The following is a 12,356-nucleotide window of genomic DNA, read 5'->3' as shown; positions in this document are numbered from 1 at the left end:
GTTTTTTGCGTTTAACAGCGTATGGTTGCCGCCGAATTTAGTTTTACGGCGAGTTTGACCATAAATCAGTTGCTAGGTCATGCTTGATTACAGGAGAAAGTTCTTGACCAATTCACTTAATACCATCGAAATACAGGAAATAATGGCACTATTGCCACATCGTTATCCTTTTCTGTTAGTCGATCGCGTCACCGATTACGTCCTTGGCGAGTCAATCAAGGCGTATAAAAATATTACGATTAACGAACCGTGTTTTACCGGTCATTTTCCAGGCCAGCCCATTTTTCCAGGCGTGCTTATTCTTGAAGCGATGGCGCAAGCGGCAGGTGTACTTGGTTTTAAAACCATGGGCAAAAATGACAGTCTATACTTGTATGCAGGAATTGATAACGCCCGCTTCAAGCGCCCGGTAGTGCCTGGTGATAAACTAGACTTTGACGTGGCGTTAGTGAAAGAAAGAAGAGGGATCTGGAAGTTTAAAGGTACTGCAACCGTCAATGGCGATTTAGTATGCAGTGCAGAATTTATGTGTGCGATGAGAGAGATAGCATAACGTGATCCATCCTACTGCGGTAATTTCAGAGAGCGCTACCATTGGTGAAAATGTCACTATTGGTCCATTTTGTGTGGTCGACGATAATGTAACTATTGGCGATGGTTGCATCTTGAAGTCGCACGTAGTTGTTCGCGGTACAACGCGAATAGGCAAAAATAACAAGTTCTTTCAGTTTTCGTCTATTGGTGAGGACTGCCAAGATAAGAAGTATGCAGGCGAGCCCACCGAACTCATTATTGGCGACGACAACGAATTTCGTGAAGGTGTTACTGTCCATCGCGGTACCGTGCAGGACGAAGGCGTGACCATTATCGGCTCTCGCGGCTTGTTTATGGTTAATGCCCATATTGCCCACGACTGTGTGCTCGGCGACGACATCATTGTCGCTAATAACTGTGCAATTGCAGGCCATGTTCACATGGATGATTTTGTTATTGTTGGTGGCGCAGTGGGTATTCACCAATTTTGTAAAATAGGCGCTCATGCCTTTTTAGGTGCTGGCGGCATTATTTTAAGAGACGTTCCGCCGTTTGTTATGGTGAGCGGTCACAAAAATATTCCTCAAGGCATTAATTCAGAAGGCCTTAAGCGCAGAGGTTTTGAAAAGGACGAAGTGCTTGCGATAAAGCGCGCATACAAGGTAATTTATCGTGCTGGCAATACCATTGAAGAGGCCATCGACGCGTTAGAAGCACCCGCTAACGATCACGAGGGTGTGGCGCGAATGGTAGAGTTTCTTCGCCATGCTGAGCGAGGCATAATTCGATAGTCATGAAAACGCCATTACGAATTGGCATGGTTGCCGGAGAGCCTTCCGGGGATGTATTGGCCGCTGGAGTGGTCGCTGAACTAAAGCGCCAATACCCCGATGCAGTTATAGAGGGTATTGGTGGCCCTAATATGCAGGCCCAAGGTTTTAACACATTATTTGACATGGAAACGCTGTCGGTAATGGGCCTTGTCGAAGTATTGTCCCATCTTCCTGCCATCCTAAAAGTGAAAAAGCAGCTGCTCGCCCACTTTGAGCAGAACCCCCCAGACATATTTATTGGTATAGATGCACCAGATTTTAATTTGCGTGTGGAAAAGACGCTTAAACAGCGGGGTATAAAAACCCTTCACTATGTCAGTCCCACTGTGTGGGCATGGCGAGAGAAACGTATTCACAAAATTGCGAATGCAGCGAGCCGCGTGTTGGGTTTGTTTCCTTTTGAGCAAAAGGTATACGATAAATATCAGGTTCCCTATACGTTCGTTGGTCACACTATGGCGGATACCATCGCTTTAGTGCCGGATCAGTCTCTTTCTAGGGCTACGTTGAATATTGCAGCTGACAAGCCTGTTTTGGCGGTGTTGCCTGGTTCACGGCGAGGCGAAGTTGATACCTTACTGCCCGTTTTTTTGGACACTATGGAAGCTATCCACAATAAGCGTCCCGATATCCAATTTGTCATTCCTGCTGCTAATGAACACCGTTTAGTACAAATTGAAGCGTTTTTAGCGCAGGCTGATGATGCTCAATCGCGACTCCCTATCCACATCACGACAGGTACTGCCCGTGATGCCATGATTGCCAGTGATGTCATACTCTTGGCCTCTGGCACAGCAACCTTAGAAGCCATGCTGTGTAAGCGGCCCATGGTTGTTGCGTATAAACTGGCTCCGCTTACCTACAAAATTATGCAGCGCATTTACAAAGCGCCGTATTTTGCCTTGCCTAACTTACTTGCTAACGATGCAATTGTTCCAGAATTACTTCAAGAGGACGTAAACGCTGAGAATATGAGCAATCAATTATTAGGTTTCTTTGAAAGTGACAATTCTGCACTTATTTCCCGTTTCACCGAACTCCACCATACGCTAAAATGTGACGCTGACAAAACAGCTGCAAAAGCGGTAGTGGAGGAGTTACTTGGATAAATTAATAGCCGGTGTGGATGAAGTAGGTCGCGGACCTCTCGTTGGTGATGTGGTAACCGCTGCCGTTATCTTAGACCCGTCAAACCCTATTGAAGGGCTAAACGATTCAAAAAAGCTCAGCGAAAAAAAACGCATTGTATTAGCTCAAGAAATTCGAGAGAAGGCACTGTATTGGAATATAGGTCGTGCTAATCCAGCTGAAATCGACAAGTTAAATATCCTGCACGCAACCATGTTAGCGATGGTGCGAGCTGTGGAAGGACTTCCCGTTACACCTGATTTTGTGCGCGTTGATGGCAATCGGTTGCCTGCATGGAATTACTCATCTGAAGCGGTTGTGAAAGGTGATAGCCTACATCAAGAAATATCCGCGGCGTCGATTATTGCAAAAGTAGAGCGTGACAATGATATGTTGGCTCTGCACGAGGCTTTTCCTCAATACAACTTTGCAGGTCACAAAGGTTATCCCACTAAAGCACATTTTGCGGCACTGGCCGAGTTTGGTGTGTTAGATTGCTATCGAAAAAGTTTTAAGCCGGTAAAGGCGTTGCTAACAAATAACAATTAAAACGCTGCTAGCGCACAGTAGTTAAAAAACTGCTAACGCACAATTATTAACAATGCTGCTAGCGCAAGATGCCTCGCAAAAATTAAAAAAGAGAAATAACATCATGTCTTCGCCATTTATTCATTTACGGGTCCACAGTGATTATTCAATGATGGATGGGCTTAACAAGGTTAAGCCCATTTTGAGCAAAGTGGCTGAGCTTGAAATGCCGGCAGTTGCCATCACCGACCAAATGAATATGTGCGGCCTAGTGAAGTTCTATTCTGAAGCGCATTCGAAGGGTATCAAGCCCATCATTGGCACTGATTTTTGGGTAACGAATGAGGTATTTGGCGACGAACCGTTTAGGCTTACGCTATTAGCGATGAACAATGAGGGATATAAGAACATGACCGTGCTTATATCCAAAGCCTATTTAAGAGGTCACCTAGCTCATCGCGCGGTTATCGACCAGTCTTGGCTTGCTGAGCACAGTGAAGGGCTTATCGTGCTTTCTGGTGGTTTACACGGCGATGTTGGCGTGGGGCTAACCAAAAATAATACAAAAATTCTCGATGCTTCAATCGAGTTCTATAAAACTTATTTTAAAGACCGCTTTTACTTAGAGCTTGTTCGCACTGGACGGGTGGGAGAAGAAGACTACCTTCACCGTGCAGTAGAATTTGCTCATCAGCAAGACTTGCCCGTAGTAGCGACCAACGAAGTTTGCTTTATTGATAGAGAAGGCTTCGAAGCCCATGAAATTCGCGTGTGTATTCACGATGGGTATACCCTTGACGACACCCGTCGCCCAAAGCGCTATAGCGAGCAGCAGTACCTGCGAACTGCCGAAGAAATGGTGGACTTGTTCAGCGATATTCCAGAAGCCATAGAAAACACCGTTGAAATAGCGAAGCGGTGCAATGTTACCGTTCGTTTAAATGAGTACTTCTTACCTCAGTTTCCGACGGGTGGCATGACCACCGAAGATTTCCTGGTCAAAGTATCAGAGGAAGGCCTTGAAGACAGGCTTGAGTTTTTATTTCCAGATGAAAATGAACGCAAGGAAAAACGCCCTGAATACGATGACCGACTTCGAATAGAGCTCGAAGTTATCAACCAAATGGGATTCCCCGGTTACTTCCTTATCGTGATGGAATTTATCCAATGGAGTAAAGATAACGGTATACCCGTTGGACCTGGGCGTGGTTCAGGTGCGGGTTCATTAGTGGCTTATGCGTTAAAAATTACCGACCTTGACCCCCTTGAATTCGATTTGCTTTTCGAGCGATTTTTGAACCCTGAACGTGTATCTATGCCCGATTTTGACGTGGACTTCTGCATGGATAGACGGGATGAGGTTATCGATCACGTTGCCGAGCTCTACGGTCGCCAAGCGGTATCGCAAATTATTACCTTTGGTACGATGGCAGCAAAGGCCGTTGTACGTGACGTGGGAAGGGTACTAGGACATCCATACGGCTTCGTAGATAGAATTTCAAAGCTTATCCCGCCAGACCCGGGTATGACCCTAGAAAAAGCATTCAAAGCGGAACCGCAGCTTCCTCAAGTATACGAGCAAGACGAAGAGGTAAAAGACCTCATTGATATGGCGCGTATTTTGGAAGGTGTTACCCGTAACGCAGGAAAGCACGCCGGTGGTGTTGTTATTGCGCCCACCACTATTACCGACTTTTCACCATTGTACTGTGATGACGAGGGGAACAACCCGGTCACCCAGTTTGACAAAAATGATGTTGAAACTGCGGGGCTAGTTAAGTTTGACTTCTTGGGGCTGAGAACGCTGACCATCATTCAGTGGGCTATTGATATGGTCAAAGAAGGCAAAAATATCGATATAGACATTTCTGCTATTCCTCTTGCCGATGCCAAAAGCTTTCGCACGCTTCAAAATGCTGAAACTACGGCGGTTTTCCAGCTTGAATCCAGGGGTATGAAAGAGCTTATCAAGCGCCTTAGACCTGACAGCTTCGAAGATATCATTGCATTGGTGGCGTTATTTCGCCCAGGCCCACTGCAGTCGGGCATGGTAGATAACTTTATCGACCGTAAGCATGGCAGGGAAGCGATTTCCTATCCGGATAAAGATTATCAGCACGAATGCTTGGAAGTTATTCTAGAACCTACCTACGGTATTATATTGTACCAAGAACAGGTTATGCAGATTGCCCAAGAGATGGCGGGCTACTCACTTGGGGGCGCCGACTTACTGCGTCGTGCAATGGGTAAGAAAAAGCCAGAGGAGATGGCTAAGCAGCGCGGCGCGTTTGCTGAAGGGGCCAAGGGCAATAACATTGACCCTGATCTGGCCATGAAAATCTTCGACTTGGTGGAAAAGTTTGCAGGCTATGGTTTTAACAAATCACACTCTGCGGCGTATGCATTGGTGTCATACCAAACGCTGTGGCTAAAAGTCCATTATCCTGCCGAATTTATGGCCGCGGTAATGTCTGCGGATATGGATAACACCGATAAAATTGTTACCCTGGTAGACGAATGCGAGCGCATGGGTATTGAGATCCTGCCCCCAGACTTAAACGCCGGTAAATATAAATTCACCGTTGATAGTAAAGGGCGCATTGTCTATGGCATTGGCTCTATAAAAGGGGTTGGTGAGGGCCCAATTGAGGCCATAATTGAAGCCCGAGATACTCACGGTGAATTTAAAGATCTTTTCGAATTTTGCGCAAAAATCGACACCAAGCGAGTTAATAAGCGGGTACTAGAGAAGTTGGTACTATCTGGCGCCATGGATAATTTAGGGCCGCACCGAGCTACACTAATGGCCACGCTGCCTGAGGCACTCGCCGCTGCAGGTCAGCATGCGAAAGCCGAGTCATTTGGACAGTCCGATATGTTTGGACTACTGACCACTGAGCCCGATGAAGTAGAGCAGGCCTTTGCCGACGTTCCCGAATGGCCTGAAAAAGTGTGGTTAGAAGGTGAAAAAGACACCTTAGGTTTATATTTAACCGGCCACCCCATCAATCAATATGCCGATGAACTTCGCTATTATACCGATGGCCGTCTTGTGGACTTAAAACCAACGAACAAAGATCAAATGTCGAGTGCTGTAGGTCTTGTCCTTGGCGTAAGGGTTATGACGAACAAACGAGGACGTCGTTGGGCAATAGTGACACTGGATGATAAGAGTGCCAGAATGGATGTTCGTTTTTTCCCCGATACGTACGAACAGTTCGAAAGTGTGCTAGAAACCGATAAAATATTGCTCATAAAGGGACAGGTCAGCTTTGATGATTTCTCTGGGGGCAATACAATCACCGCCCGTGATGTAATGGACATTGTTCAGGCACGAGAGAAAAATGCGAAAGCGCTGGCGTTAAAAGTTGATACCCAGTCGCTTGAAACGAAGAAAATGAGTCAGATGCAATCTATTCTGCAGGCATTTAATGGCGGTAGTTGTCCTGTTCAAATAGAGGTTACGCACCCCGACGCCGAAGCAACCTTAGCGTGCGGTGTTAAGTGGTATGTAACCCCAGAGGATCAACTCTTGCACGATCTCAAACAGTGTTTGGGAGAAAAAGCCGTTTCAATTCTCTACCATTAATAGGTAGAGTTCGATAGATTGGACATCTCGCGTTTGTATTGACGAGCGTAGATAGAATAGGACATAAAATGAGCATACAGTTTTTGGACTTTGAGCAACCCATAGCCGAATTAGAAGCAAAAATAGAAGAGCTAAGACTGGTTAATCAAGGCGGTGAGTTCGATGTTGGTATTGAAGAAGAGATCAACAAGTTACGTGGCAAAAGCGCCGATCTAACGAAGAAAATCTTTTCAGATCTCGGAGCATGGCAGGTTTCTCAGATAGCCCGCCATCCAATGCGTCCATACACATTGGACTATATACCTCGTATTTTTAGTGAATTCGATGAATTAGCAGGGGATAGAGCGTTTGCGGATGATAAAGCGATTATTGGCGGCCCGGCAATGCTAGACGGTCAGCCAATAATGGTAATCGGGCATCAAAAAGGCCGAGACACCAACGAAAAAGTCAGACGCAATTTTGGTATGCCGAAGCCAGAAGGGTACCGCAAAGCGCTACGTTTAATGAAAATGGCGGAACGTTTTAATTTACCTATCATTACCTTTATCGATACACCAGGTGCATACCCTGGCGTAGGAGCTGAAGAGCGTGGGCAAAGCGAAGCTATTGCGAAGAACCTTTTTGAAATGGCAGAGCTCACTGTGCCTATCATCTGTACCGTTATTGGTGAAGGCGGCTCTGGTGGTGCATTAGCCATTGGCGTGGGCGATAGAGTAAATATGCTTCAATATTCAACCTACTCTGTTATCTCACCAGAAGGGTGTGCTTCAATCTTGTGGAAAAGCGCAGAGAAAGCGCCACTAGCCGCAGAAGCAATGGGTGTTAGTGCTCCGCAAATTAAAGAGCTTGGGCTGATTAACAGTATTGTTGAGGAGCCTTTGGGCGGTGCTCATCGAGATCACAACAGCATGGCTGCCAATTTAAAAGCGGTACTGAAACAGCAGTTGAGTCAACTGAAAGAGTTAGACAAAGACAAACTGCTTGAAGAGCGCTATCAGCGACTCATGTCGTTTGGCTACTGCTAATTAACAAACGGACAGTGTGTGCCCCCCATATCAACTGAAATAGGCCAGCAGGTAATTGACTCAATTGCTGCTGGTCTCAATGAAGCGAATCTTCCTTTACATTCCCCCCTTGTCGTTGCTTTTAGCGGCGGAGTGGACTCATCAGTACTCTTACAATTAGCCTTATTATATCGCGACCAATATCACTGCGAGCTACATGCAGTGCATATTCATCACGGGCTAAGCGATAATGCCGACGCGTGGTCAAAGCATTGCGACTTACAATGCAGAATAAATGATGTTGTATATCACCAGCAGCGGGTTGTCGTTGATACAAGTTCACGTAAAAGTATTGAAGCTGAGGCAAGAAAGGCGCGTTATCACGCCCTACTAAGTGCTTGCAAGCAAATAGGAGGCGTACTGCTTCTTGGGCAGCATGCAGAAGACCAATTAGAGACAGTACTGCTGCAGTTAAAACGTGGAGCCGGGCCCCAAGGACTTGCCGGTATGGCTGAGTCTCAGTGGCGAGGGAACACCTTGGTTTTGCGACCTATGTTAAACCTCAAAAAGGAGGATATCGTCAGTTTTGCTCAGTGTGAGGCATTGAGCTGGGTTGAAGATGAGTCGAATTTTGAAACCAGTTTCGATAGAAACTTTTTGCGAAATGATATTATTCCTGACTTAGTTGCGCGCTGGCCTGAATTAGCCAAAACGGTAAGTCGCAGTGCGTTGCTATGCGCAGAACAGTCTCATTTAATCAATGATACTGCCAATCAATTTTTAAACGACTGCCAGCTATCACCGATTCGTATTAATGGCGATGCTCTGTCAACACTGTCGATACCCTGGCAAAAAGCAGTGATTCGATTGTGGTTTACCCAGCAAGGGCAACTAGCGCCGTCAAAAGCACAATTAGATGAACTGCTTTCCATGCTAGGTGCTAAACAAGATGCTACACCGGAAATGTCGTTTAAGTGGGGTAAAGTTGCGCGCTCTAATGGCGATATTTACTGGGTGGTAAAGCCAACAGAAGATATTCCGGCAACGCTGGCACTGAACAATCACGAGACGACTTGCCTAGCGTGGTTGAGTATGAGCGTCACCGTGTCTCTTGAAAACAGTGACGAGGCAATTTGTCTTAAAACTGATATGCGAGGGCTTAAGGTTAAACCTGAGCAAGCTGGGGTGTCAAAAGAGTTAAAAAACTGGTTTAAGGTATGGCGCGTGCCTCGTTGGGAGCGACAGGGCGTACCGGTAATTTTTATTGGCGATACTCCGGTAGCAGTCATTGCCAATAGGGAGTGCCTTTATTTAAGACGTGAAGACAGCAGCGTAAAGGTAGATATACGTATCGAGCACTGCTTAGAGGATTAGCGGCAAGAGTTTGCCGCGTTTTAGTTTTAAAAAGAACAGATTCGCCATTAGCTCAGAGTTGTAAATAAGACAGAGTCCTAATCAAAATCCTAATTAGGTATGCAGGCAACAGTGATTATGCGGCTTGATAATCATCCTTTCCTGAACTTTTTACTTTGTACAGCGCACTATCAGCTCGGTCGAACATACTGTGCGTCGTATCACCTACGCGATAGAGTGCGCCGCCTAGGCTGCATGAAATGCCTAAATTCACCAAGTAATCGGAACCACTGATACTGGCCTTTATTCGCTCAGCGGCACATGAAAGCTGCTGTTCGGTTTGACAGTCTAAAATGCAGCAAAACTCATCGCCACCATACCTAAAGGGCTCATCTTCATTGCGCAGCACGTTCACTAAACGCGAAGCCACATGTGCCAACACACGGTCTCCCTCACTGTGTCCAAACGTGTCATTCACCTGCTTAAAGTTATCTAAGTCTAACACCAAAAGTGAAAATGGTTCATCTCGGCGCTGTGCCCAGCTACGCTGACGGATCATAGCTTGTTCAAAGGCAATACGATTACCTAGCTCCGTTAAGCCATCTTTTGTTGCCATACTCTTCATGCGCGAATGCGATACGGCATGTTTTACTTGTTTACCAAATAAATCATGAAGTTGAAAAAGTATCTCACGTTGCGACAGCGAAAGAGGTGAGCTAATGTAATAGTAGGCGTGCGCTTGTTCTCCACCTTTCGATGCAGAGCCTTGTAGAGGCAAATCAATCAGGGTTGACGAAATTTTTGCATTGCCGTACACCCAGCGGGGGTCAAAATCAGTCAAGCTCAAACCTGCCACTGGCAAAAGAGCGTTCAGCTGTTGGAAATAGAGTGTACCCAACTCTTCAAGCTCAAGTGTAGAAAGTAGTCGATTGATGAATACAGTCAGTTCACTCACAGAAAGCCCGTGAGCCTGTGACTCTCTCGGATAAAAACTGCTATGGTGTGTGCTATCGTATACTGACGTTGAGAATTCCACGGCGTACCCTTTTCGCAATATGTTGCATCGGTTGTGTGTCAAATCACTGACACTGGTGCGTATACTGACGCCAAGCATGGGCAAGGCGGCAATATTTATCTTAAATGCTGGCGTGCATCGGGGCTGTTATATCGGCGAATGAATCGGCGAATGAATCGTCGAATGAATCGTCGAATACATCGGCGAATGCTATCGACAGATGTAACACGTGCACGCTAACACGTTATTGATTAAGAGCGTTGCAAACTAAGTGCCAATTCTTTTTTGACGCATTGGGCTTTCTCACTAGGCGGCCCTGTTAACTCAATGGTTCTGCTAGTTCAGTGGAAGCTGTGACGTAGCATCACTGAATATTTAAAAGAAGTAACGGAGGTAAAGTGGGAGCTGGTTTTTTAAACATAGTGGTTTTAATGTTTATATCGGTGTGTGCGGTTGCTTTATTTAAGCGAGCGCACTTACCACCTATTCTTGCCTACCTCTTTGCAGGCATTCTTGCTGGCCCACAAATATTATCGGTATTTGCTCATCCAGAGCAGATGCATCTGCTGGCCGAAGTGGGCATTGTATTTTTGCTGTTCTCTCTAGGGCTTGAATTTTCATTACCTAAATTGCTTGCAATGCGTTCATTAGTTTTTGGAGTTGGCTTGGGGCAGATGTTGATCACCACCGCAGTCTTCACAAGCGTTCCATACTTTTTAGGGTTGTCATTAAGTGCTTCCATCATTGTGGGCGGAACCCTCGCACTAAGCTCGACAGCTATTGTAATAAAGCAGGCCACTGAAATGGGGATCTTAAACAATCGCCGCACTCAGCTAGCAATCAGTATTCTGCTTTTCCAAGACTTAGCCGTTGTTCCTTTTCTTATTGCCATTCCCTTGCTAGCACAAACAGGTGAAGTAAGTATTGGCTTAGCATTAGGTGAGGCATTACTTAAAGGTGTGTTCGTTATCGCCTTTCTTATGTCTGTTGGTAAGTGGGTACTCCCATGGGTATTTAGAGAGGTCGCCAGAACGAGAACCGATGAACTGTTCGTTCTTACCACTATATTAATCGCTTTATTGGCCGGTGGATTAACCTACTATTTTGGTCTTTCAATGGCGCTAGGGGCTTTTCTAGCTGGAATGATGTTGGGAGAAAGCCAGTATAAATATCAGCTAGAGGCAGATATTCGCCCCTTTAGAGACATTTTGATGGGATTGTTTTTTGTTACCGTTGGCATGCAGCTAGATTTAAGCGTGTTGTGGAGCAATCTATTTGAAATCGTTTTCGGTGTCTTTGCCCTTATGCTGGTGAAGGTGATACTGGTAAGGCTTGCATCAATGCTGGTTAAAACCGACCCCATTGACGGATGGTCGGCTGGCGTGAAACTTTGCCAAATAGGAGAGTTTAGCTTTGTTATTGCCGCACTAGCCACTACCCATGGTGTACTTTCAACGCAACAATCGTCACTGATTATCAGTATGGGGGTCATTAGCATGGCATTGACCCCGTGGTTAATGAGTAACAGTGTGCTAATTGCAAAGCGTATTGTGAAAAGTGATTTAACCCTCACCGATGAGGAAACGAGTGTACGCCACGATAGCCTGACTAATCATGTCATTATTTGCGGTTTCGGTCGGGTGGGGCAGTCGGTGGCACGTATGCTGAAAATGGAAGGAATAAAGTTTGTCGCCATAGATATGGACCCTGTACGAGTACAGGAAAGTCGCAATGCAGGAGAGCCAGTGGTTTTTGGAGACGCTAGTCAAAAAGATATCTTGATAAGTACTGCGATTGAAAAAGCCACCTTGGTGTTAGTGACCTTCGATCAGGTAGATAAAGCCAAACAAGTTATTACCCAGGCCAGAACCATTTCCTCTACAGACGTAATGGTGAGAACGAAACGAGACTATCAATTAGAAAGTCTTTACTCTGCTGGAGCAAACCAGGTTGTGCCTGAGCTGCAGGAGGGAAGCTTAATGCTAGTCTCTCAGGTGTTGCATTACGCTGGTGTACCTATGTCGAGAATATTAAAGCGGGTAAGAGCAGAGCGAAAAGGCCGTTACGATCACATGCATGGTTTCTACCCAGGTGAAACCACGGAGATAAGCTACGGTACAGAGGATAAGTTGGAGTTTATCCATGCCGTTGTGCTTAGCGAAGGCGCAGCATTTGTGGGTAAACCTTTAAAAGACATTGACTTTGCCCGCATGCGGGTAAAGGTGAAAGGACTGCGTCGAGACGGTAACGAAGTGAAAGAGCCAGATGAAAACGCGATATTACAAGCCCATGATGTGCTTGTTATTGCGGGCAAACCACGAAGAGTGGAGCGGGCAGAGCGTAAACTATTAGAGGGCAGTTAGCCCTCTTAA

General features: G+C 45.9%; 9 protein-coding genes. 8 read left to right on the top strand and 1 reads right to left on the bottom strand.

What is annotated here, in order from left to right; all coding sequences use genetic code 11:
- The first annotated feature begins 103 nt into the window (after nucleotides 1–103).
- From fabZ to tilS, 7 genes are all read left to right on the top strand, one after another.
- The gene (gene fabZ, locus AC27HD_RS05605) at nucleotides 104–553 is read left to right on the top strand and encodes a 3-hydroxyacyl-ACP dehydratase FabZ (protein ID WP_032094354.1); all 450 of its coding nucleotides are present in this window, start codon (nucleotides 104–106) and stop codon (nucleotides 551–553) included.
- A 1-nt stretch (nucleotide 554) separates the two neighbouring features.
- A complete protein-coding gene (lpxA, locus tag AC27HD_RS05600) occupies nucleotides 555–1,325 on the top strand; it encodes an acyl-ACP--UDP-N-acetylglucosamine O-acyltransferase (protein WP_032094355.1) in 771 nt (256 codons plus the stop codon).
- Nucleotides 1,326–1,327: 2 nt separating this feature from the next.
- Nucleotides 1,328–2,476, top strand: coding sequence for a lipid-A-disaccharide synthase (gene lpxB / locus AC27HD_RS05595; protein WP_487104342.1), 1,149 nt, complete (start codon nucleotides 1,328–1,330; stop codon nucleotides 2,474–2,476).
- Nucleotides 2,469–3,044, top strand: coding sequence for a ribonuclease HII (rnhB, locus tag AC27HD_RS05590; protein WP_032094357.1), 576 nt, complete (start codon nucleotides 2,469–2,471; stop codon nucleotides 3,042–3,044). Before lpxB ends, rnhB begins: the two co-directional genes overlap by 8 nt.
- 103 nt (nucleotides 3,045–3,147) lie before the next feature.
- Nucleotides 3,148–6,612, top strand: coding sequence for a DNA polymerase III subunit alpha (gene dnaE / locus AC27HD_RS05585; protein WP_081926581.1), 3,465 nt, complete (start codon nucleotides 3,148–3,150; stop codon nucleotides 6,610–6,612).
- A gap of 68 nt (nucleotides 6,613–6,680) precedes the next feature.
- The gene (gene accA / locus AC27HD_RS05580; protein WP_032094358.1) at nucleotides 6,681–7,637 is read left to right on the top strand and encodes an acetyl-CoA carboxylase carboxyl transferase subunit alpha; all 957 of its coding nucleotides are present in this window, start codon (nucleotides 6,681–6,683) and stop codon (nucleotides 7,635–7,637) included.
- 18 nt (nucleotides 7,638–7,655) lie between these two features.
- Nucleotides 7,656–8,990 carry a tRNA lysidine(34) synthetase TilS gene (tilS, locus tag AC27HD_RS05575; RefSeq protein ID WP_032094359.1) on the top strand — a complete coding sequence of 445 codons (1,335 nt, stop codon included), beginning with the start codon at nucleotides 7,656–7,658 and terminating at the stop codon, nucleotides 8,988–8,990.
- 115 nt (nucleotides 8,991–9,105) lie between these two features.
- On the opposite strand, the gene AC27HD_RS05570 is transcribed toward tilS, so the two are convergent.
- Nucleotides 9,106–10,005 (bottom strand): GGDEF domain-containing protein, encoded by a 900-nt coding sequence (locus tag AC27HD_RS05570; RefSeq protein ID WP_032094360.1) that lies wholly within the window; start codon nucleotides 10,003–10,005, stop codon nucleotides 9,106–9,108.
- A 410-nt stretch (nucleotides 10,006–10,415) separates the two neighbouring features.
- On the opposite strand from AC27HD_RS05570, the gene AC27HD_RS05565 reads away from it, so the two are divergent.
- Nucleotides 10,416–12,347: a monovalent cation:proton antiporter family protein gene (locus tag AC27HD_RS05565; RefSeq protein WP_487104338.1), complete on the top strand. Its 1,932-nt coding sequence runs from the start codon at nucleotides 10,416–10,418 to the stop codon at nucleotides 12,345–12,347.
- Nucleotides 12,348–12,356: the final 9 nt, after the last annotated feature.

The sequence above is a fragment of the Alteromonas sp. 4NS20-0143 genome (assembly GCF_057542855.1).
This window is presented reverse-complemented; position numbering and strand designations above follow the sequence as displayed.

Excerpts from the sequence above, each read along its gene's own strand:
- lpxB (WP_487104342.1), top strand. The coding sequence starts at position 1,328 with ATGAAAACGCCATTACGAATTGGCATGGTTGCCGGAGAGCCTTCCGGG.
- dnaE (WP_081926581.1), top strand. The coding sequence starts at position 3,148 with ATGTCTTCGCCATTTATTCATTTACGGGTCCACAGTGATTATTCAATG.
- accA (WP_032094358.1), top strand. The coding sequence starts at position 6,681 with ATGAGCATACAGTTTTTGGACTTTGAGCAACCCATAGCCGAATTAGAA.
- AC27HD_RS05565 (WP_487104338.1), top strand. The coding sequence starts at position 10,416 with ATGTTTATATCGGTGTGTGCGGTTGCTTTATTTAAGCGAGCGCACTTA.